The 23,133-nt window shown below is 64.3% G+C and carries 31 protein-coding genes; 2 read left to right on the plus strand and 29 right to left on the minus strand.

Going from position 1 to position 23,133, the window contains the following annotated elements:
• Nucleotides 1-5: 5 nt before the first annotated feature.
• The 12 genes from G584_RS0104415 to G584_RS0104475 all read right to left on the minus strand — a co-directional run bounded on the left by G584_RS0104415 (nt 6) and on the right by G584_RS0104475 (nt 12,801).
• Nucleotides 6-2,789, minus strand: a complete 2,784-nt coding sequence (locus G584_RS0104415) for a tetratricopeptide repeat protein (RefSeq protein ID WP_028493527.1) — start codon at nt 2,787-2,789, stop codon at nt 6-8.
• An 89-nt stretch (nt 2,790-2,878) separates the two neighbouring features.
• A complete protein-coding gene (locus tag G584_RS0104420) occupies nt 2,879-3,901 on the minus strand; it encodes a 1,9-bis(guanidino)-5-aza-nonane synthase (protein WP_028493528.1) in 1,023 nt (340 codons plus the stop codon).
• Nucleotides 3,902-3,963: 62 nt separating this feature from the next.
• The gene (locus G584_RS0104425; protein WP_015718069.1) at nt 3,964-4,185 is read right to left on the minus strand and encodes a hypothetical protein; all 222 of its coding nucleotides are present in this window, start codon (nt 4,183-4,185) and stop codon (nt 3,964-3,966) included.
• Nucleotides 4,186-4,291: 106 nt separating this feature from the next.
• Nucleotides 4,292-4,492, minus strand: coding sequence for a hypothetical protein (locus tag G584_RS0104435; RefSeq protein WP_028493529.1), 201 nt, complete (start codon nt 4,490-4,492; stop codon nt 4,292-4,294).
• 45 nt (nt 4,493-4,537) lie between these two features.
• Entirely contained in the window at nt 4,538-5,428 is an 891-nt protein-coding gene (locus G584_RS0104440; protein WP_028493530.1) for a 2-hydroxyacid dehydrogenase, read from the minus strand.
• A complete protein-coding gene (locus G584_RS0104445; RefSeq protein ID WP_028493531.1) occupies nt 5,403-5,930 on the minus strand; it encodes a GNAT family N-acetyltransferase in 528 nt (175 codons plus the stop codon). The genes G584_RS0104440 and G584_RS0104445 overlap by 26 nt, the downstream gene beginning before the upstream one ends.
• 19 nt (nt 5,931-5,949) lie before the next feature.
• Nucleotides 5,950-7,224, minus strand: coding sequence for a Glu/Leu/Phe/Val family dehydrogenase (locus tag G584_RS0104450; protein WP_028493532.1), 1,275 nt, complete (start codon nt 7,222-7,224; stop codon nt 5,950-5,952).
• An 11-nt stretch (nt 7,225-7,235) separates the two neighbouring features.
• Nucleotides 7,236-8,495, minus strand: a complete 1,260-nt coding sequence (locus G584_RS0104455) for a Glu/Leu/Phe/Val family dehydrogenase (RefSeq protein ID WP_028493533.1) — start codon at nt 8,493-8,495, stop codon at nt 7,236-7,238.
• A gap of 72 nt (nt 8,496-8,567) precedes the next feature.
• Nucleotides 8,568-9,512, minus strand: coding sequence for a polyprenyl synthetase family protein (locus tag G584_RS0104460; RefSeq protein ID WP_028493534.1), 945 nt, complete (start codon nt 9,510-9,512; stop codon nt 8,568-8,570).
• A gap of 502 nt (nt 9,513-10,014) precedes the next feature.
• Nucleotides 10,015-10,650: a redox-sensing transcriptional repressor Rex gene (locus G584_RS0104465; protein WP_028493535.1), complete on the minus strand. Its 636-nt coding sequence runs from the start codon at nt 10,648-10,650 to the stop codon at nt 10,015-10,017.
• A complete protein-coding gene (locus tag G584_RS0104470) occupies nt 10,647-11,450 on the minus strand; it encodes an SPOR domain-containing protein (RefSeq protein WP_028493536.1) in 804 nt (267 codons plus the stop codon). Before G584_RS0104470 ends, G584_RS0104465 begins: the two co-directional genes overlap by 4 nt.
• A gap of 1 nt (nt 11,451) precedes the next feature.
• Complete coding sequence (locus G584_RS0104475) at nt 11,452-12,801, minus strand: tetratricopeptide repeat protein (protein WP_028493537.1); 1,350 nt, start codon at nt 12,799-12,801, stop codon at nt 11,452-11,454.
• 72 nt (nt 12,802-12,873) lie between these two features.
• On the opposite strand from G584_RS0104475, the gene G584_RS0104480 reads away from it, so the two are divergent.
• A complete protein-coding gene (locus tag G584_RS0104480) occupies nt 12,874-13,410 on the plus strand; it encodes an HNH endonuclease (protein ID WP_028493538.1) in 537 nt (178 codons plus the stop codon).
• 3 nt (nt 13,411-13,413) lie between these two features.
• On the opposite strand, the gene G584_RS0104485 is transcribed toward G584_RS0104480, so the two are convergent.
• Complete coding sequence (locus G584_RS0104485; protein WP_028493539.1) at nt 13,414-14,247, minus strand: DMT family transporter; 834 nt, start codon at nt 14,245-14,247, stop codon at nt 13,414-13,416.
• A 45-nt stretch (nt 14,248-14,292) separates the two neighbouring features.
• On the opposite strand from G584_RS0104485, the gene G584_RS0104490 reads away from it, so the two are divergent.
• On the plus strand, nt 14,293-14,769 hold the full coding sequence (locus G584_RS0104490; protein ID WP_028493540.1) for a hypothetical protein: 477 nt from the start codon (nt 14,293-14,295) through the stop codon (nt 14,767-14,769).
• Nucleotides 14,770-14,830: 61 nt separating this feature from the next.
• Here the strand turns inward: G584_RS0104490 and rplQ are convergent, their stop codons facing one another.
• Genes rplQ through rpsH form a run of 16 tightly spaced genes read right to left on the minus strand, consistent with a single transcriptional unit; the run spans nt 14,831 to nt 23,100 of the window.
• Nucleotides 14,831-15,187: a 50S ribosomal protein L17 gene (gene rplQ, locus G584_RS0104495; RefSeq protein ID WP_015718083.1), complete on the minus strand. Its 357-nt coding sequence runs from the start codon at nt 15,185-15,187 to the stop codon at nt 14,831-14,833.
• Between the two features lie 4 nt (nt 15,188-15,191).
• Nucleotides 15,192-16,133: a DNA-directed RNA polymerase subunit alpha gene (locus tag G584_RS0104500; RefSeq protein ID WP_028493541.1), complete on the minus strand. Its 942-nt coding sequence runs from the start codon at nt 16,131-16,133 to the stop codon at nt 15,192-15,194.
• A gap of 49 nt (nt 16,134-16,182) precedes the next feature.
• On the minus strand, nt 16,183-16,812 hold the full coding sequence (rpsD, locus tag G584_RS0104505) for a 30S ribosomal protein S4 (protein WP_028493542.1): 630 nt from the start codon (nt 16,810-16,812) through the stop codon (nt 16,183-16,185).
• Nucleotides 16,813-16,825: 13 nt separating this feature from the next.
• Entirely contained in the window at nt 16,826-17,215 is a 390-nt protein-coding gene (rpsK, locus tag G584_RS0104510) for a 30S ribosomal protein S11 (protein ID WP_028493543.1), read from the minus strand.
• Nucleotides 17,216-17,252: 37 nt separating this feature from the next.
• Nucleotides 17,253-17,636 carry a 30S ribosomal protein S13 gene (gene rpsM, locus G584_RS0104515; protein WP_028493544.1) on the minus strand — a complete coding sequence of 128 codons (384 nt, stop codon included), beginning with the start codon at nt 17,634-17,636 and terminating at the stop codon, nt 17,253-17,255.
• A gap of 9 nt (nt 17,637-17,645) precedes the next feature.
• Nucleotides 17,646-17,759 carry a 50S ribosomal protein L36 gene (rpmJ, locus tag G584_RS12455; RefSeq protein WP_003043944.1) on the minus strand — a complete coding sequence of 38 codons (114 nt, stop codon included), beginning with the start codon at nt 17,757-17,759 and terminating at the stop codon, nt 17,646-17,648.
• A gap of 8 nt (nt 17,760-17,767) precedes the next feature.
• The gene (gene infA / locus G584_RS0104520) at nt 17,768-17,986 is read right to left on the minus strand and encodes a translation initiation factor IF-1 (RefSeq protein WP_028493545.1); all 219 of its coding nucleotides are present in this window, start codon (nt 17,984-17,986) and stop codon (nt 17,768-17,770) included.
• Nucleotides 17,987-17,993: 7 nt separating this feature from the next.
• Nucleotides 17,994-18,761, minus strand: coding sequence for a type I methionyl aminopeptidase (gene map, locus G584_RS0104525; RefSeq protein WP_028493546.1), 768 nt, complete (start codon nt 18,759-18,761; stop codon nt 17,994-17,996).
• A complete protein-coding gene (locus G584_RS0104530; protein ID WP_028493547.1) occupies nt 18,761-19,315 on the minus strand; it encodes an adenylate kinase in 555 nt (184 codons plus the stop codon). The genes map and G584_RS0104530 overlap by 1 nt, the downstream gene beginning before the upstream one ends.
• A gap of 8 nt (nt 19,316-19,323) precedes the next feature.
• Nucleotides 19,324-20,640 (minus strand): preprotein translocase subunit SecY, encoded by a 1,317-nt coding sequence (gene secY / locus G584_RS0104535; protein ID WP_028493548.1) that lies wholly within the window; start codon nt 20,638-20,640, stop codon nt 19,324-19,326.
• 1 nt (nt 20,641) lies between these two features.
• Nucleotides 20,642-21,121, minus strand: a complete 480-nt coding sequence (gene rplO / locus G584_RS0104540; RefSeq protein WP_028493549.1) for a 50S ribosomal protein L15 — start codon at nt 21,119-21,121, stop codon at nt 20,642-20,644.
• Nucleotides 21,118-21,300, minus strand: coding sequence for a 50S ribosomal protein L30 (rpmD, locus tag G584_RS0104545; protein ID WP_028493550.1), 183 nt, complete (start codon nt 21,298-21,300; stop codon nt 21,118-21,120). Before rpmD ends, rplO begins: the two co-directional genes overlap by 4 nt.
• Nucleotides 21,300-21,773: a 30S ribosomal protein S5 gene (rpsE, locus tag G584_RS0104550; protein ID WP_028493551.1), complete on the minus strand. Its 474-nt coding sequence runs from the start codon at nt 21,771-21,773 to the stop codon at nt 21,300-21,302. The genes rpmD and rpsE overlap by 1 nt, the downstream gene beginning before the upstream one ends.
• Before the next feature lie 21 nt (nt 21,774-21,794).
• On the minus strand, nt 21,795-22,133 hold the full coding sequence (gene rplR / locus G584_RS0104555) for a 50S ribosomal protein L18 (RefSeq protein ID WP_028493552.1): 339 nt from the start codon (nt 22,131-22,133) through the stop codon (nt 21,795-21,797).
• Nucleotides 22,134-22,141: 8 nt separating this feature from the next.
• Nucleotides 22,142-22,684 (minus strand): 50S ribosomal protein L6, encoded by a 543-nt coding sequence (rplF, locus tag G584_RS0104560; RefSeq protein WP_028493553.1) that lies wholly within the window; start codon nt 22,682-22,684, stop codon nt 22,142-22,144.
• Nucleotides 22,684-23,100, minus strand: a complete 417-nt coding sequence (rpsH, locus tag G584_RS0104565; RefSeq protein ID WP_028493554.1) for a 30S ribosomal protein S8 — start codon at nt 23,098-23,100, stop codon at nt 22,684-22,686. Before rpsH ends, rplF begins: the two co-directional genes overlap by 1 nt.
• Nucleotides 23,101-23,133: the final 33 nt, after the last annotated feature.

Genomic DNA, 23,133 nt, shown 5'->3' on the forward strand with positions numbered 1-23,133 from the left:
GAACCCTACTGTACCCCCTTGAGGGCCCGTTTGAAGAGCTCGGGGGCGAAGGCCTTGAGGGCCCTGAGAAACCCCGTGGCCCCCCGGGCCCGCCCCGGGATCACATAGACCGGAACCCCCAGGCGCTCCGCTTCGAGGCGCACGGGCTCGGAGAAGTCGTGGCCCACATAGCTGGAGACGATCATGAGGCCATGAGCCCTTTCCAAGCGGTTCTGGATACGCCTCAGGGCTTCCTTGCCCACCCCAGCGGTATCCGCGTCAAACCAGTCCACCTTGAGGCCCCGGGCCTCGAGGAGGGGAACCAGCCGGCTCCTGAGCTGGGTGTGCCCGCCCACCACCAAAAGGTGCTCCCCGTGAAACTGGGGCAGGCCCTCCTCCAAGAGCTCCTCCTTGGTTTCGGGCAGGGCCTTTGGGCTTTCTCCCAAGGCCTCCAGGCCTCGGCTCACCGCCTTAAGCTCCTCCAGGTAAAGGGAAAGGCTCTCATCGTTGGGCCTCAGGAAAAGGAGGTTTCTTAAGACTTCCCGGGAAAGGTCCAGATCCTTTTCCCGGTAGAGGGCTACCTCTAAGGCTTTCTGCCAGTGCTCCGCCGCCTTCCGCCAGTTGCCCTGGGCCTCGTAGTGCTCCGCCAGGTCAAAGAGCACCTCCAGGGCCTGGGGATCAACCTTCAGCTCCTCCAACAAGAGCCTTTCCACCTCCTCCCCCCGTCCCTCGGCATAAAGGGCTGCCAGGTACTGCCCTCGAACCTCCGAGGCCTCGGGGCTTTCCCGGAAAGTGCGGGAGAGGCGGTAGGCCAGGGCCAGAAGCTCCAGGGGGGGCTTGGACGTGCGGCCCAGGGCCTGGTAGAGAAGGCTGAAGGCAGCCCAGGGACCCTCCAGCCTCTCCAGAAGGGCAAGGAGCCCCATGAGGTCCTCCTCAGCCACCTCGGAAAGCCCGGCATCCCGGGCCCGGGAGAGAAGCTCCCGGGCCAGGACCTCCTCTCCCCCCTTCAGGGCCTCCTGGGCCAGCTGGAACAGGTAAGGGGCAGGGTAGGCCCTTAAGGCATGGGCCCGCTTGTGGTCTCCCAGGATCTCCTTAAGGGGCCGTCTGAGGGCCCTCTTCACCTGGGCCAGGTGGTGGTAGGCCAGGCCCGCCACCTCCCCTTCCCCCCGCTCCGCCGCCCGCTCCAAAAGGCGCAGGGCCTCCAGGTGGCGCCCCTCCCGTTCCCGGAGCATCCCGAGAAGCAACAAGGCCTCGGGGATCTCCGCCCGGGCCAAGGCCTCGGTGAGGTAGGGCTCCACCGGCTTCAAGTCCTCCATGGGCCGCACCTCCAGAGGGGAGCGCACCCTGAGGGCCACCAGGGCAAGCCCCAAGAAGCCCTCGGCCTCGTCCAGATCCGCAAGCCTCCTGGCATACCGCTCCGCCCGGGCAAAAAGCCCTTGGATCAGGGCGGCCTTTAAGCCAAGCCGGAGCATCTCCCGGGTCAGGAGGTTTGGGGAAAGGTCCTCCACAAACTCCGCCCGGCGGCTTACCTCCGCCCACTCCCCTTCCCGGGCGAAGCGGCGCATGCGCTCGGTGATCCGTTCCAGGGCCTCCCGCACGTACCCTTCCGCCTCGGGCAGGCCCGATTCCACAAACTGCCTGAGGGCGTCCGCATACCGCCCCAGGCTCAGGTAGACCCGGCCCAGGTAGATGCGGTACCTCCCTCCCCTCCCGGCCAGGGCCTCGAGGCGGGGCCTGGCCCGCTCGTACTCCCCGAGCTCCACCAGCACCATGGCCCTTAGGTCCTCCGCTTCCTCGGAAAGGGCCCGCCTTAAGACCTCCTCCGCCTCGGCATAGCGGGAAAGGGCGAAAAGGGCCCGCCCCCTCAGGCAGGCCGCCTCCCCTTCCACTCCCTCGGGCAGATGGGCCAGCACCTCCGCATACCGCCCTGCGGCCAGAAGCTCCCGCACCTCGGAAAGATCCCCCTGAACCAGAACGGGAACTTGCAGGGGTGCCTCCTCGATGTCCAGGGAAGCTTCCTCGTCCACCGCCAGGGACCAGGCCTCCTCTTTAACCTCCAGTGCCTCGGGCCTTCTCGCCAGCACCAGAAAGTACTCCCCTTCCCCCACCCGTTCCACTTGGTAAAATCCCAGGCGCCTTAAGCCTTCCTCCACCCCTTCCGGGCTCTTGCCCAAAAAGGGTCCGTGGCCGTAGACCAAAAGCCCACCGGGCTTCAAAAGCCGGGCAAAGAGGGGAAGGCGTTCAAAGAAACCGAAGCGCTTCCAAAAGGAATGGACCTCGAGGCGGCTTTCCAGCTCCTGGTCCACAAAGCCCTCGGGGAACACTGAAAGGAGAAGCAGGGTGTCAAAAGGAGGAAGCTCCGCCTCCTCCGCCCAGGCCGCATGCCAGACCACCTCGGGCACCCGCTTTTTCCCAAGCTCCACGGCCTCCTCCACCCCGTCCAGGGCGGAAAAGGAGAGCTCGGGCCGCTTCCTTTGCAAATATCCCACCAAGGCCCCGGTGAAGGCCCCCACCTCCAAAACCCGCCCCTCCAAGCGGGAAGGCACCTCCCGGGCGTAGAACTCCAAAAAGGGCAGGTGCATGCCGTAGACCAAGGCCTCCCCCTTGGGCACCTTGAGGATCTCCTGGTAGAAACTTCGCACCGCCTCCCTGCCGCCCCCCGAAAGGTAGGCGCGCCAGGCCTTGAGAACGGGCTCCCGCTTGGCGGGGCTTCCCACCCGCTTGGCCAACTCGGCCTCAAAGCGCCCTGGGGAAACCGGCCCCAAGACGCCAAACCGCTCCTTCAGGTATAGCCTTAGCTCATCGGGCATTTGCCGGAAGTCTACCAAAGGGAGGGGGGGTTGGTCCAGCAGAAACCCCCCGCCCGGGCATAACCCCAAGCGGGGGGAACCCCGGCCCGCTAGGCGGGAACCTCCTCAGCGAAGAGGTCGGCGTAGCGCCGCTTGGCCCGCATGGGAGCCCGGTGGTAAACGTAGGAGGCCAGGAGGGGGAAGGCCAGGGTGGCCTCGGCGAAGACCATCTGGGAAAGGGCGGCGTCCACCTTGCCCCAGCTTTGGGCCTCGGAGAGGGTGGAGCCGGAAAGCCCCCCATCCCGCTCGTCGGCCACGGTGATCTGGATGGCGTACTTGTGCATCTCCACCTGGTGGCCCAAGACCTCCGCAGCCACCACAATGTCCTGGGCGAAGTTCTTGGGCACCCCACCCCCCAGCATCACCAGGCCCGTGGTGCCGGCTTTGAGCTTGATCTCAGTGAGCTCGCGGAAGTCGGCCACGGAGTCAATGGTCACGTGGGCCTTGGGGTTTTTCACCTGGTGGTAGACCAGGCCGAAGCCCGCGGAGGAGTCGGAGAAGGCAGGCACGAAGATGGGCACCCCCTCCTCGTAAGCAGCCCGGACGATGCTCTTCTCCCCCAGACCCCTTTCCGCCAGGTAGCGGCCCATGTGCCAGATGAACTCCCGGCTGGAGTAGGGCCTAGGCTCCAGGGAATCGGCGATCTCAGCGATGGTGTAGTCCGTGTGGCGGAGTTCCTCCTCGTCGATGTAGGTGTCGTAGATGCGGTCGATCCAAAGCCGCCTAAGGGTTTCATCGTCAGCCTTGGGGTCCCCCTGGTAGTGGCGGTGGCCCAGGGCCTCAAAGAAGTCCTGGTCCACAATGTTGGCCCCGGTGGCCACGATGGCGTCCACCAGGCCCTTCCGGATGAGGTCGTGGATGATGAGGCCCTGGCCCGCGGAAACCAGGCTCCCCGCCAGGGTGAGGATGACGGCGGCGTCGTCCTCCAGCATCTTGAGGTAGATCTCCGCCGCCCGGTAAAGGTTCCGGGCCTGGAAGGCAGTCTTGCCCATGGCCTCGAGGATGGGCCCAGCGTCAAAGGCCTTGATGTCTATGGGAACCACGGGCGTAGAGAGGAGTTCTTTCTTCTCCATCCTTCTCCTTTCTACGCGGGGTGGGCGTCGGGCGGCTCCCCCCTTGTTCGCGCCCCCTGCCTTTAGGGCAGGACTTCCAGTATACCACCCCCGGCGATGGGGGGGTAGACCTCGAGGGGGCCCTCCACTTCCTCGTGGGGCTCCACCATCCTTCCACCCACCGCCAGAAGCCAGGCCTCCTCCAGGGGAATGCCCAGCTTCTCCAGGGCTTCCTTGGGCGTCTTGGCCTCCACCTCGAGGACTTCTCCAAACCGCCTAAGGTCCCCGTGAAGAACCACCTTCATCGCATCCTCTCCAAAAACTCACGCACCCCAATGACCCTTACCCCAGGAACCTTAATCCCTAGGGTCAGGAGGCCCGCCACAAACACGTTGGTATCCAGCACCCCCCTCACGAGCGCAGCCGCCGGTAAACCTCCTCCTCCGTAAGGCCCAAGGACCGGACTTCCCGCAAAAGAAGCCGGACCTCCTCACGGGGATCTTCGGCTCCGGCCAAGAGCTCTATGAGGTCCCTCCGCCAACGCCGCCCCCGGGCCTTGCGGAACTTTTCCAAGGCCTGGGCCACATCCTCGGGAAGGGCAACCGTCTTCATGCTCTTCAGGGTAGCATGACCCCTCCCGACAAAGGAGCGATGGCCTTAATATCCCTCCAAAACCACGTTCCTAAGGGGCTCACCCCGGAGGTACCGCCCCACCTGCTCCGCCAAGAACCGGGCCGCCCGGCGGTGGAAACCCTGGGAAAGCCCGGCCACATGCGGGGTGATGAGGACTCCGGGAGACTGCCAAAGAGGATGGTCGGAAGGTAGGGGCTCAGGGTCGGTGACATCCAAGGCCGCCCGAACCTTCCCCTCCCGTAGGGCCTCGAGAAGGGCTTCCGTGTCCACCACTGGCCCCCGGCCAGCATTCACCAAAAGAGCTCCCGGCTTCATCCAGGAAAGAAAATCCCGGTCCACCAGCCCCCGGGTTTCGGGGGTAAGGGGGAGGAGGATCACCACGGCATCCGCCTGGGGCAGAAGATGCGGGAGGTCCTGGGGAGTATAGACCCCAGGGCGGGCGTGCTTGGCCACGGGAAGTACCTCCACCCCAAAGGCCCTAAGCCTCTCCTCCACGGCTTTTCCGATGGAACCGTAGCCCAATAGAAGCACCCTCTTGCCCTCGAGATCGGCCAGCACCCTGGGAGCCCAGCGCCCTTCCCCCTGGGCCTGCAAAAAAGCCGGCAGATCCTTAAGGAGGGCCAAAAGGGTCATCACCACCCACTCCGCCACGGGCACGTCGTGGATGCCCGAGCCATCGCAAAGCACCACCCCCTCGGGCAAAAGGGGAAGGATCCAGTCCACCCCGGCGGAAAGGGTCTGGACCACCTTGACCTCTACTTGTTCCAGTACCCGCCGCACCACTTCCTCCTGGCCAAAAGGAGGCAGGAAGAAGTCCACCGCCCTGGGCCAAGGCGCGTCCAGGTAATGCACCTCCACCCCCTCGGGCAAGAGGGCGAAGACCTCCTCCCTAAGCCTCGGACTCAAGATCTTCACGGCTCACCTCCATGTACACATCCTCCCCCCCCTTAGGCCCCGGTCCCAGGCCTACCTGGCGGAAACCCGCTTTCTCAAAAGCCCGCCTGGCCCTAAGGTTATGGGAAAAGGTGCGGAGCTTTACCCGTTTAAGCCCCAAGGAACCGAAGGCATAGGCCAAGGCCGCCCGCACCGCTTCCGTGCCGTAACCCTGGCCCCAGCGGTCCTTCCGCCCGATGAGGATGCCCAAGGTAGCCTCCTCCGGGGTGAGATCGTAAAGCTCCAGGGTGCCCAGATACTCTCCCCTCTCGTCCAGGATGGCAAAGGCCAGGCGGTCCTTGCGGCGCATCTCCGCCAGGACGAAGCGCTTGAAAAGCCAGAAGGGAGAGCGTAAGGGGCTCGAGCCATTCCACTCCGCCACCTCAGGATCGCGGAAGGTCTCGTAAAGCCCCTTCCACTCCTCCTCGGTGAGCCCCGCGCTAAAGGGCTTCAGGGTAACGCGGCCATAGCGGGGCCAGTCCACACGAATAGCCTAATGGAGGCTAGGGGTAAAGCCCCCTGAGGGCCCTAGCCTCGAGGATCCGGGTGGCGGCCACCACATAGGCCGCCGTGCGCAAGGGAATTTTCTTCTCCTGGCTCACCTGCCACACCGCTTCAAAGGCATTCCTAAGGACCCGCTCCAAACGAGCGTTGATCTCCTCCTCCGTCCAGAAGTAGGAGTTGAAGTCCTGCACCCACTCAAAGTAGCTCACCGTAACGCCCCCGGCGTTGGCGATGACATCAGGCACCACCAGGACCCCCTTCTCCAAGAGGATATCGTCGGCGGCCGGCGTGGTGGGGCCATTGGCTCCCTCGGCGATGATCTTGGCCTGGATCCGCCAGGCGTTCTGCTCGGTGATCTGCTTCTCCAAAGCCGCAGGGATGAGAAACTCTGTGGGTATGGCCCAGAACTCCGGGTTGGGCAGGGGCTCGGCTTTAGGGTAACCCCGCACCCCCCCGAACTCCGCCACGTGCTTGAGGAGGTCGTAAGGATCTATCCCCGCCTCGTTGTAGATGGTGCCCGTGTGGTCCTGAACAGCGATGATGCGGGCTCCATGATCGTGGAAGATGCGGGCGGCAGCGTTCCCCACGTTGCCGAAGCCCTGGAGAATGACCCGGCTCCCCTCTATGGGAAGGCCTATCTTCTCCGCCGCCGCCCTCGCGGTGACGAAGACCCCGCGGCCCGTGGCGTCCCGCCTTCCCAAGGAACCCCCTAGGGCAATGGGCTTCCCCGTCACCACCCCGGGCACCGTGCGGCCCACGTTCATGGAAAAGGTGTCCATCATCCAAGCCATCTCCCGTTCCCCGGTGTTCACATCGGGAGCAGGGATGTCCCGATCCGGGCCCAAAAGGATCCCGATCTCCGAGGTGTAGCGGCGGGTTAGGCGCTCCAGCTCCCCGGGGGAAAGCTTCTTGGGGTCCACCCGGATGCCCCCCTTGCCGCCCCCATAGGGCAGGCCTACGGCGGCATTCTTAATGGTCATCCACGCAGCCAAGGCCATCACCTCGGAAAGGGTCACCTCGGGGTGGTAGCGCACTCCCCCCTTGGCCGGCCCCCGGGCGGTGTTGTGGTGGACCCGGTAACCTTCAAAATGGGCCACGGTACCGTCGTCCAGGTGGATAGGCACATCCACGATCAGGACCCGCTTGGGCCTCTTAAGGCTCTCCGCCAAAGGGGCATACCGTCCCAGGTAGGGGATTACCCGGTCCACCTGCTCCACGAAGATCTCCCAAGGACCGCCGTCCTTGCCCAGGTAGGAAAGGGGTTCGCTCTTCATAGACACTCCTCTTAGGGGTAGACGCCTCTTAACCGCGTGGCCTCGTTCACCCGCTCCAAAGCCAGGGCCATGGCCCCGGTGCGCAAATCGGTGGAAAGAGCCTCAGCCCTATCGCACACCTCAGCCACCGCCTTGGCCACGCTCTTAGCAAAACTTTGCCGCACTTCCTCCTCGCTCCAGAAGAACATGTTAAGATCTTGGACCCATTCCAGATAACCCGCCAGAAGTCCCCCACCCCCCGTGAGGAGGTCCGGCACCACCAGGACTCCCTTGCCCAGGAGATAGGCCTCCCCCTCAGGGGTCAGGCCGAAGTTGGCGGCCTCCAGCACCGCCTTGGCCCGGACCGCCTTGGCCATCTCCCCGTTCAAGGCCCCCTCGAGGGCGGCCAGGACGAGGTAGTCCACATCCAAAGCGAAAAGCTCCTCCGGGGCGAGGTCGTAGCGGGGAAGCTCTCCCGTGGCCTCATAGTGGCGCAGGACCTCGGCCACCTCGAGGCCCTCTTCCTGGTACATGGCCCCCCGGGCCGTGGATACCGCCACCACCTTCAAGCCCATCCCTTCGGCATGCAAGGCGAAACTGCCCCCCACCTGGCCGAAGCCCTGCACCGCCACCCTGGCCCCTTCCAGGGGAAGCCCCCGGCGCCGGGCGAGCTCCTTGAGCACCAGGGCCACCCCGAGCCCAGCGGCATCGTCCCGGCCCTCGCTTCCCCCAAGGGCATGGGGCTTGCCCGTCACCACCCCCGGCACCGTGGAGCCCACGGTCATGGAGTAGGTGTCCATGATCCAGGCCATCACCTGCTGGTCGGTCCCCAGGTCGGGACCCAGAATGTCGATGTCGGGCCCAATAAGGTTGACCAGCTCGGCGGTATAACGGCGCACCAGCCGCTCGAGCTCCCTGCGGGAAAGGAGCCTGGGGTCGGCGGCGATGCCCCCCGCCGCCCCGCCAAAGGGCAGATCGTAAACGGCAGCCTTCAAGGTCATCCAGGCGGCCAAGCCCGCCGTCTGGCCCAGGGTCACCTTGGGATGGATCCTCACCCCCCCCTTGGCGGGCCCCCGGGCGATATCGTGCACCACCCGATAACCCTGGAAAACCCGCACCTTCCCGTCGTCCATGACCACGGGTAGGGAAACCGTAACCAGGCGCTTGGGGTGGGTTAGGTACTCCACCGTGGTGGGGTGGATCGCCGCCACCCTTAACGTCTTTTCCAATCGCTCCAGGAAGGCCTCCCAGAGGCCTGGGTCCTCCGGGGACCTGTATGCGGGAATAGCCATAGCCTCACCGGAGGGGATTATACCCCGCTTGCAACAGGATGGCTGCCCCGCCCGACTTCCCGTTCCGAGGGCCTAGGAAAGGCGCTCGGCTTCCTTTAAGGCCAGGGCCTCGAGGGCCTCCTTGTAGGGGGAGGGAGGAAGAGGCTTAAGGGCCGCCGCGGCCAGAAGCGCCCTCTCCCGGATACGCCTTTCCACCTCCTCCGCCACCCCGCTTTCCCGAGCCAGCATGCGCAGGCGGTCCAAGTCCCCCTCACGCCTTCCCTTACGCCTTAGAACCTCCCGCACCTCGGGAAAGCGCTCCATGAGGAGAAGGGTGATCAACGTGGCCTTTCCCTCCCGCACATCCCCCCCCACCGGTTTGCCCAAGGCCTCGGGGGTGCCCATGAGGTCCAGGTAATCGTCCCGCATCTGGAAGGCCTGGCCATAGTAAAGGCCAAAGCGGGCCAAGGCCTCCCGCACCTCCCCATCCACCCCCTTGAGGAGGGCAGGGCCTTCCGCGCTGAGTTCCATAAGCACCGCCGTTTTGGCGGTGATGATGCGCTCGTAGTTTTCCAGGGAGTAGTCCTCCAGGGCTGCCACCTGGAACTGCAAAACCTCCCCTTCGCTCAAGGTCTTGGCCACCTGGGCGAAGCGCTCCACCAGCTCCATCCTCCCGGTCTTGGCGATCACATGGAGGAGCCGGGAAAGCAGGAAGTCCCCCGACAGTACGGAAACCGCATTCCCGTACCGACGGAAGGCGGCCTCCTTGCCCCGGCGGGTTTCCGCATCGTCGATGAGGTCATCGTGGAGAAGCGTGGCGGAGTGCAGAAGCTCCACCGCCAAGGCCAGCTCCATCTCGAAGGGAGCGCCCCCGATGGCCCTCGAGGCCAAAAAGACCAAGCGGGGGCGGATGCGCTTGCCCCCCGCCGTCACCAGGTCCTGATGAATCAGGCGCACGAAGAGGACGTCGGAGGCTATCAACTCGGAAAGGGCCTCCTCAAAGCGGTTAAGGGGAGCCTCGAGGTCGGGAAGAACCACCACGCCCCCCAGTATAGCCTCAGCAATCTGGGCAAAGGAAAATCAGTAAAGCTCTATAGGCACAGGCAGGGGAACTTCCTTAGCCTGGCCATCGGGTCCAACCGAGCGGTATTTAACCGCCTGCACAGGTGATAAGGGAGCGCTCACCTTCTTATACACAGGCCGGATAAAAGGACCACAGGGGTCGGCCCTTCCCCCAGGGCAGGAGCTGGGAATCAGAAACGGAGATTCCAGAGAGTTACCAGCGGAGTCCAGCAGGATCACATATCCAGCCCCGGATCCAGGTTGCGCATAGAGGACGATATCGTAGCTGTAAACGTGGAAAGTATTGTTGTTACTATCGGTCTCCACGGTGTAGGAAAAATTTTCCCGGGTAACCCACACCGTGGGCCCCCCCACCATCACCCCTCCCTGAAAGAACGTGCTGCAAGAACTCAGCCCCACGGCCACGAGCGATGCCGTGAATAAAGCAAACATATTCCGTCTCATCCTGCCCCCTCCCTCACCCCATCATCTCCTCGCGCCACTTGGGATTCAGTATGGCAAAGCTAAGCCGGGCCAGGCCCGCCAGAAAGTCCACGTTCTCCACGACCACCTCCTTGGGCACCTCCAGTACCGTGGGGGCAAAGTTCAGGATACCCTTGATCCCCGCGGCCACCAAGCGGTCGGCTGCCTCCTGGGCCGCCTCCCGAGGCACGGTGAGGAGGGCGATCTCTATGCGTCCGGGCACCCTTTGGGGAAGCACGTCCATGGGCTCCACCACCCCATCCCTCACCCGGCGGCCAATCTTCTCGGGATCCACGTCGAAGAACCCCCTTAGCTCAAAGCTCTCTCCAAACCCGGGGTAGTCGGCCAAAGCGCTACCCAGACGGCCCATACCCACGATGCACAGGCCCCACTTTCGGTTCAGGCCCAGGATGTGGCGGAGTTCCCGCTTGAGCACGGGCACCGTGTAGCCCACCCCCCGGGTGCCGTAGGAACCAAAGTAGGAAAGGTCCTTCCGCACCTGAAACGCCGTAACCTGGGCTTCCTCCGCCAGCTGCTCGGAGCTGGTGCGGTGAACCCCCTTAGCCTCCAGCTCCTCCAGGATGCGCAGATACGTGACCAACCGGCTGATGGCTGCACTGGGAACCTTCATCGCACCTCCAAGGCCTCGAGGCCCAAGGCCTGCACCCTGGCCTTGACGGCCTCCTTCTCCTCCTCGGCCACCGGGCCCACCCGCACCCGGTAGACCCCATCCTTTACTAGAACCACCGGCAAGCCCGCTCCCCTAAGTTTCGCGACCAAAGCCAGGGCGTTCTCCTCCTTCTGGAAAGCCCCCACCTGGAGGTAAAGGGTACCCGAGGCCGGCGGGGCCGCCCCCTGGCCGCGGTACACCTGAGCCCCGTAAGCGGCCAAGGCCTCCGCCACCCGTTTGGCCTCGGCCTCGGAGGCGTAAGGACCCACCACCACCCGGGTCAGGTTCCCCGAAGGCTCCAAGCGAGCCGGGTACCCCTTCTGGACCAGCTCCTGGCGAAGCCTGGCCGCATTTTCCGGATTGGCAAAGGCCCCCACCGCCACCCGGTAGGTCCCACCTGGCGCAGGCGCCGAAGGAGCGGGCGCGCTTGCGGGGGATCTTCCGGGCGAGGCAGGGGTTTTGTCCTGGGGTGCTGGCTTGGCCTCCGCTGGAGCCTGGGGTAGGGGAAGCACGGTGATCACGGGTTCAGGGGCCGGTTTGGCCTCAGGGGAGGGCGCCTGCGGAGCTGGCTCCACCTTGGGGGGCTGAACCGGGGAAGGAGGGGGCGAGGAGGTTACCGAAGGACCGGGCATGGGCGAAGCGCTCACCCTCGGCCGGGCAAAGGGATTGATTCCGGTTAGGTAAAGGACAATACCCGCCGCCACCAAGGCGATGAGGAGAAAAATGAGAAAGTCCAGCCAGTTTTCCCGTAGCCAGCGCATCCTACCTCCGAAGCAGGGCCTGCGCCTCCTTCGAGCCCAGGGCCGCCGCCTGGTTCAAGGCCCGCTCCGCCTCCGCCTCCCGGCCCAGGCCCCTTAAGGCTAGACCCAGGTTGTACCAGGCCGCCGCCTGCCTGGGGGCTCTTCCCAACACCTCCCTGAGGACCAGCTCCGCCTCCCCGAAGCGCCCCAGGGCTATCAAGGCTGCCGCCAGGTTCACCCCCACCCCTGGATCGCGTCCGGACTCGTAGAGGGGGCGCAGGAGGGCCAAGGCCTCCTCGAAGCGGCCCATCTCCAGCAACAACGTGCCCCTAAGGGCCTGGGCCTCTGGGGCCGTAAGCCCCTCGAGGAGCTTCAAAGCTTCCTCCTTCCGGCCCAAGGCGTAGGCAGCCTGGGCCTTGAGGAAGCTCCCCGGAGGTCCTGCCTCCTCCGCATACCGGTAGGCGTTCTTATAGTCCTTAAGCCGCAGGTAGGCCGCCGCCAGGGCCAAGGCCACCTGGGGCTCGGGGCTGGTCCGGTAGGCGGAAAGCAGGTACCCCAAGGCTCCCTTAGCATCCCCCGCCTCGAGGCGGGCCTGCCCCAGGAGGTAGGCGGCCTCCCATAGGGAAGGATCCTGGGCGTAGGCCTCCTTAAGCAGGGGCTCCGGGCGGGAGGAGAGAAGGGCCTTGCGCAAAAGGAGTCTCGCCCTGGCCTTCCCCTCCACCGCCTTAAGACCCCGGTCCAGCTCCCTTAGGGCCCTTTCCTTCAAGCCCTCCTCCGCCAGGATGCGGGCCAGCAGGTCCCAGCCCTCGGCCGACCCGGGCTCCCGGTTGAGAAGGCCATAGAGCACCGGCACCGCTTCAGCCCGCGCCCCTGCGGCGTAAAGGGCCTGGGCCAGGGCCAGGTGGTAAGCGGGGCTCCGCTCCGGGGTAAGCCCTTTGCGCAAAACCGCCGCCGCCTCCTTGGCCTGGCCCGCCTCGGCGAGGGCGCTGGCCCACCCCAGGTAGGCCTCCTCCGTGGGGGAAAGTCCCGCTGCCTTGGCAAAGGCCTCCGCCGCCTCCTTGGGCTTTCCCAGGCGCAGGTACACCTGGCCCAGGTTGTAATGGCCCTCGTAACGGTCGGGAAAAACCCGGACCATCTGGTCAAAAGCGAAGCGGGCCTCCTCGAGGCGGCCCAACCGGAAGAGGCTCACCCCAAGGCCCAGATGGGCCTCGAAGCGGCCATAGTCCTGGGCCAAAACCTCCTCATAGGCCAGGACGGCTTGGGCATACTCCCCGGCCTTGAACAGCGATTCCGCCCGTTCCAAGGAGTTCTGCGCCAAAGCCAGACCCAGCCCCAGGAGAAGGGCAAGGGCTTTGGGAAAAGGTCTCGTCATAAGGGCCTCCAAACCCGTCGTTGCCTTAAGCATAGCACAGCTCCAGGGGAAGGTCTTTGTTATTCTAAGGGCGTGGGTCCTGCGTTGGGCAAGGCCCTAGACCTGGATGCCCCCCGGGTCTTGGTCCTGAACGCCGCCTACGAGGTCTTGGGGCTTGCCAGCATCAAGCGAAGCGTCCTCCTGGTGCTTTCCGGGGGAGCGGAGATGCTCTCGGAAAGCGGGCGCTACCTGCACACTCCCTCCACCCGGATCCCGGTCCCTAGCGTCATCCGCTTGAAGCGCCTGGTGCGGCGGGGGCCAAGCCGCATCCCCCTAAACCGCCGCAACATCCTGAGGCGCGACCGCTACACCTGCCAGTACTGCGGCCGCCAAGGGGGGGAACTCACCGTGGACCACGTGCTTCCCAGAAGCCGGGGAGGCAGGAGCACCTGGGAAAACCTGGTGGCCGCCTGCCGCCCCTGCAACCTGAAGAAGGGGGATCGCACCCCCGAGGAGGCGGGGATGCGCCTACTAAGGCCTCCTCGGGCGCCCAAGGCGCCCCTTTTTCTTTCCGATCTAAAGGAGGTTCCCGAGGATTGGCAGCCCTACCTTCAGGCCTGGTTGTCCTAACCCCTAGCGCCGCACCGTGAGGACCACCGCCAAAAGCACCAAGCCTGCCCCCATGTAGGCCCAGAGGGAAAGCACCTCCCTAAAGAGGAGGAAGGCGAACAGGTTGGCCACCACGGGCTCGAGGGTAGCCACCACGCTGGCCCGGGTGGCGGGAAGGCGCTTCAACCCTGCGTAGTAGGCCAGATAGGCCCCGTATGTGGAAAATACCCCCAAAAAGAGCAAGGCTTCCACGGCCCTTGGGCCCAAAGGGGCAAACTCCACCCAGGGCAGAAGCCCCAAGGCCCCCACGGGCAGGGCGTAGAGGAAGAGGGTGGGGGTGGCGTAGCGGGGAAGGTAGAGCTTGCCAAAGATGTAGTAAAGCGCATAGGTGAAGCTGGAAAGAAGCCCGAAGAAAAGGGCGAGGGAGAGGATCCTTACCCCGCTTCCCCCTCCCACGCCCATAAGCCCCACCCCCAGCAGGGTCAGGGCCACTGCCAAAAGGCCGGTGCGGTCCAGGGACTCCTTCAGGACCACCAGGGAAAGGAGGGCCACCCAGGCTGGGGCCGTGTACAGGAGGACGGAGGCCAAGGCCGCCCCCCCGTAGACCACCGCCAGCTGATAGGAACCGTAGAAGAGGGAAACCCCCACCAGGCCGAAAAGAAGGAGAGGTAAGGCATCCCGCCTTTCCACCCTGACCTGGCGCAGGAGCAGGGCGTGTAGGCCGAAGAAGACCCAGGCGATGCCTGCCCGGAAGAAGGCCACGGCCAGGGGAGTAAGCCCCTCCTGAAAGGCCAGGCGGCTTACGGGGCCGATGAGACCCCAAAGGAAGGCAGCCAGGAGCAGGTACAGGTAGCCCATGGGGAAGAGTGTATAATCCCCCCAGTGCCCTATGGAGGCTGACCTATGAGCGCGCGTACCCTTTTTGCCCTCCTTGTCCTCCTTCTTTTGGTCCTCTTCTCCTGGCTCAACTGGGGGGAGATCACCAAGCCCACCTCCCTGTCCCTGGGCCTCACCCGGGTGGAGGCCCCCTTGGGCCTGGTTCTGGTGGTGGCCCTGGGGGTGGTTTCCCTCCTCTACCTCATCTTCACCATCGGCCTGGAAACCGCCGCCCTTTTGGAGGTGCGGCGCTACGCCCGGGAGCTTCTCCATTACAAGAAGCTGGCCGAGGAGGCGGAGCAGAGCCGATACACCCAGCTCAGAAGCTACTTGGAGGCGGAGTTCAAGCGCCTGGCGGAGGCGGAGAAGGAGGAGATCCGGGCCCTCGAGGCCCGCCTGGCGGAAACCCTGGAAAAGCACGGGAACACTTTGGCCGCCTACATCGGCGAGCTGGAAGACCAGCTCCTCAGGCTCCTTCAGGGGCGGGGAGGAGAGAACACGTAAGCGCCGGCACCCCATCCCGGGGCCCGACGCTTAGGGGCATCCTTCCCTTTTTTCGGCGCCCCTACTCCACCAGCTCCACCAGGGCCAAGGGCGCCCCATCCCCCCGCCGGCGTTCCGCCAGCTTGAGCACCCGGGTGTACCCTCCGGCCCGGTTCTGGTACTTGGGGGCGATCTCGTCGAAGAGCTTCCGCACCAGCTTCACGTCCTGCAGGTCCCTCAGCACCAGGCGGCGGGCGTGCAGGTCCCCCCGCTTGGCCAGGTGGATGAGGTGGTCCACGAAGCCGGTGAGCTCCTTGGCCTTGGGCACGGTGGTGGTGATGCGGCCGTGGATGAGAAGGCTTTTGGCCTGGTTGCGGTAAAGGGCCAGGCGGTGGGAAGAGTGACGGTTCAGCTTTCTTCCAGACTTCAGGTGGCGCATGGTCTCACTCCTTTAGGGCGAATCCCTTTTTGGCCAAAGCCTCGCGGATCTCCTCGAGGCTCCTTTCCCCGATGCCGGGGATGTTCTTAAGGTCCTTGAGGTTCAAGGCCAAAAGCGCCCGCACCGACTCGATCCCCTCCTCCTTGAGGCTGTGGAGAACGCGGGTGGAAAGGCCAAGCTCCTCCAGGGGCAGGTCCAGGTCCTCCTCCCCTTCCGCACGCTCCACGGAAGCCGGTTCCGGGGCAGGCAGGGCGGTGGCCTGCGGGTTGGCGAAATAGGAAAGGTGCTCCTTGAGGATCTCCACTGCCTGGTTCAAGGCCTCCAAGGGGGTGACGGAGCCATCCGTCCAGATCCGCAGGGTCAGCTTGTCCAGGTCGGTGCGCTGCCCAAGCCGGGTATCCTCCACCTGGAAGGCCACCCGGCGCACGGGGGAGAAGATGGCGTCCACGGGGATGGAGTTGATGCGGTCCTTGATGCCGTGGCGCTCGGCGGGCACGTACCCCACGCCCCGGTCCACCCGCACCTCCATGTAGAGCTTCCCTCCCTTGTCCAAGGTGGCGATGGTGAGGTCCGGGTTCAGGATCTCCACATCGGGAGGCACGATGAAATCCCCCGCTTTGACCACCTTGGGGCCTTCCGCCTTCAGGACCAGGGTGGTGGTCTGCATCTTGGGATCCAGGAAACGCACCACCAGCTCCTTGAGGTTCAGGATGATCTCCACCACGTCCTCCTTGACCCCGGGAATGGTGGAGAACTCGTGGAGGACATCCTCAATGTACACGCTGGTGACCGCGGTCCCGGGGATGGAGGAAAGGAGAATCCGCCTCAAGGGGTTGCCCAGGGTAACGCCAAACCCCCGCTCCAAGGGCTCCAGGACAAACTCCCCGTACTCCCGCCCCTGGGTGCGTACCGTGAAGACCGGGGTTTTCAGCTTGCTCTCTAACATAGACCTCCTTGCCAGGACACGTGGGCCCGGTCAGGCCGGGCCCTCAGGGTTACCTGGAGTAGAACTCCACCACCAGCTGCTCGTTGACAGGAAGGGCCAGCTCTTCCCGTTCGGGAAGGCGCAGGAACTTACCCTTCATCCCCTCCACATCCAAGGAGAGCCAGGGGCCCACCTTGCGGCCCTTCATGGCCTCGAGGTTCTCCCGGATAAAGGCCAGGTTGCGGCTGCGCTCGGCGATGGCGATCTCATCCCCAGGCTTCACCCGGTAGGCGGGAAGGTCCACCCGGCGACCGTTCACGGTGATGTGGCCATGGCGCACCATCTGCCGCGCCTGGCGGCGGCTAACGGCAAAGCCCAGCCGGTAGACCACGTTGTCCAGGCGGGACTCCAAAAGCTTTAGGAAGACGGTACCCGTAACCCCCTTCTTGCGGCTGGCCTCCTCAAAGAGGTTGCGGAACTGGGTTTCGGAGATCCCGTAGATGCGGCGGAGCTTCTGCTTCTCCCTCAGGCGCACCGCATAGTCGGAGGGACGGCGGGTGCGCTTCTGCCCGTGCTGCCCCGGAGGATAGGGGCGGCGCTCCATGGCGCACTTGGGGCCGTAGCAACGCTCCCCCTTCAGGTAGAGCTTGACTCCTTCCCGGCGGCAAAGACGGCAAACAGGACCAATGTAACGACCCATCTTCTCCTACTCCTTATGAAGCCTTGCGGAACTTCTTCTTAGGCCGGCAACCGTTGTGGGGCACAGGGGTGTCGTCCACGATGGACTTCACCTGCAAGCCCGAGGCCTGGAGGGCCCTGATGGCCTGCTCCCGGCCCGCCCCGGTGCCGCGTACGATCACGTCCACGCTCTGCATACCGTAGGCCATGGCCTTCTTAGCGGCGTCCATGGCCGCAAGCTGGGCCGCATACGGGGTGCCCTTACGGCTCCCCTTGTAGCCGATGACCCCCCCCGAGGACCAGGTGATGGGGTTGCCGTCCGGGTCGGTAATGGTGACGATGGTGTTGTTGTAGGAGGCATGGATGTACGCCCTCCCACTGGCCACCTGTCGCTTGATTTTTTTCTTGCTCGCTTTTCTGGCCATACTCTCCCCCAGCCAGGAGTATCCACTGGCCCTACAACTACTTTCTGACGACTTTCCTCCTGCTACCTGCTACAGTCTTACGAGGACCCTTGCGGGTACGGGCATTGGTGCGGGTACGCTGCCCCCTCACCGGCAAACCCCGGCGGTGGCGGAGGCCCCGGTAGCAGCCAATATCCATAAGGCGCTTGATGTTGGCGGCCACCTCGGCCCTGAGCTCACCTTCCAGCTTCCAGGTGTTCTCCACGTACTCCCTGAGGCGCACCACCTCCGCCTCGGTGAGGTCCTTCACCCGGGTCGCTGGGTTGATACCCGTCTTTTCCAGAGCCTCCTTGGCCCGAGCCCGCCCCACCCCGTAGATGTAGGTGAGGGCCACGTCCACCCGCTTGTTCCTAGGAATCTCCACGCCTGCAATCCTTGCCACGTTCCCTCCTTACCCTTGCCGCTGCTTGTGCTTGGGGTTCTCGCAGATCACGTACACCCGACCGTGCCGGCGTACCACCTTGCACTTCTCGCACATCCTTTTAACCGATGCCCGTACCTTCATTTTGCCTCCTACTTCCTGTACACGATGCGGCCCCGCGTGGGGTCGTAGGGAGTAATCTCCACCACCACCCGGTCCCCGGGCAGGATGCGGATGTAGTGCATGCGCATCTTGCCCGAGATATAGGCCAGAATCTCCGGCCCCGAGTCCAGCTTCACCCGAAACGTGGTGCTGGGCAAAGCCTCGGTGACCACGCCTTCCGCCCGAATGGTGTCCTTCTCCTTCGCCATACCCCTCCTACCGCGCCCGCACCAAGGAAACCCCGGTGAGAAGCTCCGGGCCCTCCTCCGTCACCAAGACGGTGTTCTCGTAGTGGGCGGCGAGGTTGCCAGGTCCGGCGCTCGCCGTCCAGCCATCTTCTAATATTACCACAGAAGCTGGCCATAAGGTGACCATGGGCTCGAGGGCCAGGGTCATGCCCGGCCTAATTTTCGGCCCGCTTCCCGGCTTGCCGAAGTTGGGCACCTGGGGGTCTTCATGAATCTCCCGCCCCACCCCGTGCCCCACAAATTCCCGTACCACCCCATACCCACGGCTTTCCAGAAACGTCTGCACCGCATGGGCCACGTCCCCGATGCGGTAGCCGGGCCTAAGGTACTTCATTCCCTCCCAGAAGGCAGCCTCGGTATCCCGGATGAGCCTTTCCGCCTCCGGGGAAACCTTGCCCACAGGAAAGGTGCGGGCCATGTCCGCAGCAAACCCCGCGTAGATAAGGCCCACGTCCACCGAAAGGATGTCGCCTTCCTTCAAAGGCCTTTCGGAAGGAATGCCGTGGACCACCACCTCGTTCACCGAGGTGCACAGGGTGGCGGGAAACCCGTACAAACCAAGGAAAGCTGGCTTGGCCTTGCGCTTCCTTATGGCCTCGTAGGCAATCCGGTCCAGCTCCTTGGTGGTGATGCCGGGCTCCACATGCCGGCCCACCTCCTCCACCACCTCGGTGAGGAGGGCCCCCGCCTCCCGCATGCGCTCAATCTCCCATGGACTCTTCAGCTTGATGGCCATCAGATTCCCAGGACTGCCCGAATGCGGGCGTAGACTTCATCGGGGGTACCCAGGCCATCCACCCGCCTTAAGGCACCCGTTTTTTCATAATACTGCACCAAGGGCTCGGTTTTCTCCCGGTAAACCCGGAGCCGGTGCCGGATGGTCTCCTCGTTGTCGTCCGAGCGCCCCTCGAGCTCCGCCCGCCTGAGCATACGGGCGATGAGCTCCTCCTCCGGCACCTCCACCAGCACCACCCCAAGGAGCCGGGTCCCGGTAGCCTGAAGCAGGTGGTCCAGGGCTTCCGCCTGGGCTAGGGTGCGGGGAAAGCCGTCGAAGATCACCCGCTCCGCCAACTCTTCCCGGATAAGGGCCAGGATGAGTTCATCCGGAACCAGGTCCCCCCGGTCCATGATGGGCTTCACCTGCTGCCCCAGGGGCGTGCCCCGGGCCACATGGTCCCGCAGGATGTCTCCGGTGGAGAGCTTCTTAAAGCCGAGCTCCTCCGCCAGCCTGGCCGCCTGGGTGCCCTTTCCCGCCCCCGGCGGCCCCAAGAAGATCACCGCTTCCCCCATCCTCCCTCCTAGCGCGTGCGGCCGCGGATGCGACCCTTGGAAAGGAACCCCTCGTAGTTCCTCAGCATCAGCTGGCTCTCAATCTGCCGCAAAGTGTCCAGGGCCACGCCCACCACGATGAGAAGGCCGATGCCGGAAAAGGCGATGCTATGTACCCCGGTGAGGTTCTGGATAATCTGGGGCAACGCCGCCACCAGGCCCAGGAAGAGAGCCCCCCAGAGGGTCAGGCGGGAAACGATATGCTCCAAGAACTTCACCGTGGGCTCGCCTGGGCGGATGCCCGGGATGAACCCCCCGTATTCCCGGAGGCTTTCCGCAATCCGCTTGGGGTCAAACTGAACCGCGGTGTAGACGTAGGTGAAAAGGACGATGAGCACCACCTCGATGAGGAGACCGGAGACGCGGGAGGGGTTGAAGAAGTTAGCGATGGCTTGGAGCACCTGGTTGTCCTGGAAGGGAGCTGTGAGGAAGATGGGGATCTGCAAAATGGCGGCAGCAAAGACGATGGGAATAACGCCAGCAGCATTCAGCTTGATGGGGATATAGGTGGCCTGGCCCCCGTAGACCCTCCTGCCCACCACCTTCCTGGCGTACTGGACGGGAATGCGCCTTTCCGCCTGCTGCACCGCTGCCATCCCGGCGAAGGCCAAGACGATAAAGGCCAGGAAAAAGAGGAAGGCCACCAGGTTGACCTCCCCGGTGCGGATGAGGCCAACGGTGCGGACAAGTTGGGGAAGCCATTCCACCACGATCCCAGCAAAGATGATTATGCTGGTGCCGTTGCCGATGCCGTACTCGGTAATGCGCTCCGCCATCCACAAAAGGAGGGCGATGCCCGCCACCTGGGTGACCACCACCACCAGCCAGAAAAAGGGACCAGGTGCCCAGCCAGGCAGAAGGAAACGCCCCCCCTCCGCCCCCAGGAAGGCGGTGGCCAGAAAGAAACCCTGGAAAGCCCCCAGAGCGATGCCGCCGATCCGGGTGTACTGGTTGATGATGCGACGGCCCTCCTCACCCTCCTTGGAAAGCTTCTCCAGGGTGGGAATCACATTGACCAAAAGCTGCATGATGATGGCGGCGGTGATGTAGGGCATGATTCCCAAAGCGAAAATGGAGAAGCGCTCGAAGTTACCGCCCGAAAAAAGATTGATGATGCCGAAAACCCCACCTTGGGCGGTGCGCAGGAACTCCTGGATTTTGTCCAGGTCGACCCCTGGAGTGGGGATAAAGGCCCCCAGGCGGTAGGCAGCCAACACCAGCAGGGTGAAGAGGATCCTCTGGCGCAGTTCGGGAATGGCCAGGGCGCTCCGGAAGGCCTTAAGCATCCTAAGCCTCCTGCGTCTGCCCTTCGGGCGAGGGAGCGAGAAGGACAGCCTCGCCGCCCGCAGCCTTCAGCTTCTCCAGGGCGGTCTTGGAAAAGGCGTGGGCCACCACCCTAAGGGGCTTGGCCTCCCCATCCCCTAACACCTTAAGCCTATAGCCCTTCTTCAGGATCCCGGCCTGGATCAGCACCTCCGGGGTTACCTCCCCTTCGAAACGGGCTAGATCCCTCAGGTTCACCCCCTGGTATCTGGGCCTCTTGATCTCCCCGGGCACCTGGCCCTGCATGCCCCGCTTGGGCAGGCGCATCAGGGTGGTGGACCGCCCCCCCTCGAAGCGGCGGGGGTCCTTAGCACCCCCGGAGCGGGACTTCTGCCCCTTGTGGCCCCGGGTAGCCGTCTTGCCGTGACCGGAGCCAGGGCCCCGCCCCACCCGCTTCCGCCTCTTGTTGGCCCCAGGATTGGGTTTTAGATCGGTAAGCTTCATTCCAGCACCTCCACCCGCACAAGGTGGGCCACCTTCTTGATGTTCCCCAGTATGGCGGGATGGTCCTCGAAGATTTTTTCCCTGTGAAGCTTGGTCAGCCCCAGGGCCTTCAAGGCCGCCTTCTGGTCCTTGGGATAGCCGATGGGGCTCTTCACCAGCTTAACCTTGAGCTTGGCCATCACTCCTCCCCACCCTTCCGCAGGCGTTCCACATCCTGCTTGGTCTTAAGCTGCCTGAGGGCCTCCATGGTGGCGTAAGCAATGTTGATGGGGTTGCGGCTCCCCAGCTCCTTGGTGAGGATATCCGTGATCCCGGCAAGCTCGAGGATGGCCCGGGGCACTGCCCCTGCGATCACCCCCGTGCCCGGTGCAGCGGGCTTCAGGAGGATCTTGGAGGCCCCGTACTTCACCTCGATCTCGTGGGGAATGGTGCCGTTTTGGATGGGCACCTCCACCATGTTGCGACGGGCGTAGTACCCTGCCTTCTGCACCGCCAAAGGCACCTCCTTGGCCTTGCCCAGGCCCAGGCCCACCCGGCCTTGCCGGTCACCCACCACCACCAAGGCTCCGAAGCGGAAGCGGCGGCCACCCTGGTAGGTCTTGGCGGTACGCCGCACCAGGATCATCTTTTCTTCAAAGTCGGTCTCGGGCATGCTTCCTCCTCGCTAAACGACCTAGAACTCCAGGCCCCCCTCTCTGGCCCCCTCCGCCAGAGCCTTTACCCGGCCGTGGTACTTGTAGGGACCGCGGTCAAAAGCCACCTTGGTGATCCCCAATGCCTTGGCCTTCTCCGCCAGGGCCCGCCCCACCTGCCGGGCTACCTCGGTCTTGTTGCCCTTGAGCTTCAGGGCCAGGCTGGACTCGGCCACCAGGGTATGGCCCTTCTCGTCATCGATGATCTGGGCGTAGATGTGTTTAAGGCTCCGGAAAACGGATAGACGGAGCCGGCCCGAGCGCTTGATGCGGTTGCGCACCCGGAACTTGCGACGTTCGTATGCGGTAAGCCGTGCCATGGTTCCCCCTACTTCTTGGCCCCGGCCTTGCCGGGCTTAAGGCGGACGGGCTCGCCCGCGTAGTAAATGCCCTTCTCGTGGTAGGCGCTGGGCTTCTTGATGGCGCGAAGGTTGGCGGCCACCTGGCCCACCTTCTGCTTGTCTATACCCAGAACACGGATCCTGGTAGGCTCGGGCACCTCAAAGGTTATGCCCTCCGGAGGCTCCACCACCACGGGGTGGCTAAAGCCCACGGTGAGCTCCACCGCCCGTCCAGCAAGCCGGGCCCGATAGCCGATGCCCTTGATGAGGAGCTCCTTCACGTACCCCTCGGAAACCCCCTTGATGGCATTGGCGATGAGGGTCCGGGTGAGGCCGTGCAGGCTCTTGTGCCGGCGCTCATCCGAAGGCCGCTCCACCCGCACCACCCCTCCCTCCACCACCACCCGCATCTCCGGGGAGATGGGCACGGAAAGCTCACCCTTGGGGCCTTTAACCTTGACGAGCCCCGGGGCCACCTCCACAGTGACCCCCTTGGGCAAGGGAATGGGAAGCCGGCCAATCCTAGACATCACCACACCTCGCAGATAAGCTCCCCACCCACGCCTAAACGCCGGGCCTCCCGGTCGGTAAGGACGCCCTTGGGCGTGGACAGAATGGCAATCCCCAGGCCACGGCGCACCCGGGGAATCTCCTTGACCCCCACGTACACCCGCCGCCCTGGACGGCTGATGCGACGGATGTGGTTGATCACCTGTTCGGGCCGGGGATCAGGACCCTGACGCCTTGGCCCGTACTTCAGGTAAATGCGCAGAACGGGCTTGCCATCCACCTCCACCCGCTCGTACCCCTTAATGAAGCCCTCCCGCGCCAGGATCTTGAGGATCTCCTCCTTAAAGCGGGAGGCGGGTACCTCGGTACTCTCCTTGTAGACCCGGGTGGCATTCCTGATCCGGGTCAGCATGTCGGCAATGGGGTCCGTCAACATTTCCGCTCTCCTTTTACCTCACTCCTGGACCAT

Source organism: Thermus antranikianii DSM 12462 (genome assembly GCF_000423905.1).
Classification (GTDB): domain Bacteria; phylum Deinococcota; class Deinococci; order Deinococcales; family Thermaceae; genus Thermus; species Thermus antranikianii.

Bases quoted from the DNA above. Each gene is read 5' to 3' on its own strand.
- rplO (WP_028493549.1), bottom strand. From the start codon at position 21,121: ATGAAGCTTACCGATCTAAAACCCAATCCTGGGGCCAACAAGAGGCGG.
- rplR (WP_028493552.1), bottom strand. From the start codon at position 22,133: ATGGCACGGCTTACCGCATACGAACGTCGCAAGTTCCGGGTGCGCAAC.
- secY (WP_028493548.1), bottom strand. From the start codon at position 20,640: ATGCTTAAGGCCTTCCGGAGCGCCCTGGCCATTCCCGAACTGCGCCAG.
- G584_RS0104415 (WP_028493527.1), bottom strand. From the start codon at position 2,789: ATGCCCGATGAGCTAAGGCTATACCTGAAGGAGCGGTTTGGCGTCTTG.
- G584_RS0104470 (WP_028493536.1), bottom strand. From the start codon at position 11,450: ATGCGCTGGCTACGGGAAAACTGGCTGGACTTTCTCATTTTTCTCCTC.
- G584_RS0104475 (WP_028493537.1), bottom strand. From the start codon at position 12,801: ATGACGAGACCTTTTCCCAAAGCCCTTGCCCTTCTCCTGGGGCTGGGT.
- rpmJ (WP_003043944.1), bottom strand. From the start codon at position 17,759: ATGAAGGTACGGGCATCGGTTAAAAGGATGTGCGAGAAGTGCAAGGTG.
- G584_RS0104530 (WP_028493547.1), bottom strand. From the start codon at position 19,315: ATGGGGGAAGCGGTGATCTTCTTGGGGCCGCCGGGGGCGGGAAAGGGC.
- G584_RS0104485 (WP_028493539.1), bottom strand. From the start codon at position 14,247: ATGGGCTACCTGTACCTGCTCCTGGCTGCCTTCCTTTGGGGTCTCATC.
- G584_RS0104425 (WP_015718069.1), bottom strand. From the start codon at position 4,185: ATGAAGGTGGTTCTTCACGGGGACCTTAGGCGGTTTGGAGAAGTCCTC.
- G584_RS0104435 (WP_028493529.1), bottom strand. From the start codon at position 4,492: ATGAAGACGGTTGCCCTTCCCGAGGATGTGGCCCAGGCCTTGGAAAAG.
- rpmD (WP_028493550.1), bottom strand. From the start codon at position 21,300: ATGGCCAAGCTCAAGGTTAAGCTGGTGAAGAGCCCCATCGGCTATCCC.
- G584_RS0104465 (WP_028493535.1), bottom strand. From the start codon at position 10,650: ATGAAGGTTCCCAGTGCAGCCATCAGCCGGTTGGTCACGTATCTGCGC.
- rpsD (WP_028493542.1), bottom strand. From the start codon at position 16,812: ATGGGTCGTTACATTGGTCCTGTTTGCCGTCTTTGCCGCCGGGAAGGA.
- G584_RS0104490 (WP_028493540.1), top strand. From the start codon at position 14,293: ATGAGCGCGCGTACCCTTTTTGCCCTCCTTGTCCTCCTTCTTTTGGTC.
- G584_RS0104500 (WP_028493541.1), bottom strand. From the start codon at position 16,133: ATGTTAGAGAGCAAGCTGAAAACCCCGGTCTTCACGGTACGCACCCAG.
- rplQ (WP_015718083.1), bottom strand. From the start codon at position 15,187: ATGCGCCACCTGAAGTCTGGAAGAAAGCTGAACCGTCACTCTTCCCAC.
- map (WP_028493546.1), bottom strand. From the start codon at position 18,761: ATGGCCATCAAGCTGAAGAGTCCATGGGAGATTGAGCGCATGCGGGAG.
- rpsH (WP_028493554.1), bottom strand. From the start codon at position 23,100: ATGTTGACGGACCCCATTGCCGACATGCTGACCCGGATCAGGAATGCC.
- G584_RS0104455 (WP_028493533.1), bottom strand. From the start codon at position 8,495: ATGGCTATTCCCGCATACAGGTCCCCGGAGGACCCAGGCCTCTGGGAG.
- rpsE (WP_028493551.1), bottom strand. From the start codon at position 21,773: ATGCCCGAGACCGACTTTGAAGAAAAGATGATCCTGGTGCGGCGTACC.
- rpsK (WP_028493543.1), bottom strand. From the start codon at position 17,215: ATGGCCAGAAAAGCGAGCAAGAAAAAAATCAAGCGACAGGTGGCCAGT.
- G584_RS0104420 (WP_028493528.1), bottom strand. From the start codon at position 3,901: ATGGAGAAGAAAGAACTCCTCTCTACGCCCGTGGTTCCCATAGACATC.
- infA (WP_028493545.1), bottom strand. From the start codon at position 17,986: ATGGCGAAGGAGAAGGACACCATTCGGGCGGAAGGCGTGGTCACCGAG.
- rplF (WP_028493553.1), bottom strand. From the start codon at position 22,684: ATGTCTAGGATTGGCCGGCTTCCCATTCCCTTGCCCAAGGGGGTCACT.
- G584_RS0104450 (WP_028493532.1), bottom strand. From the start codon at position 7,224: ATGAAGAGCGAACCCCTTTCCTACCTGGGCAAGGACGGCGGTCCTTGG.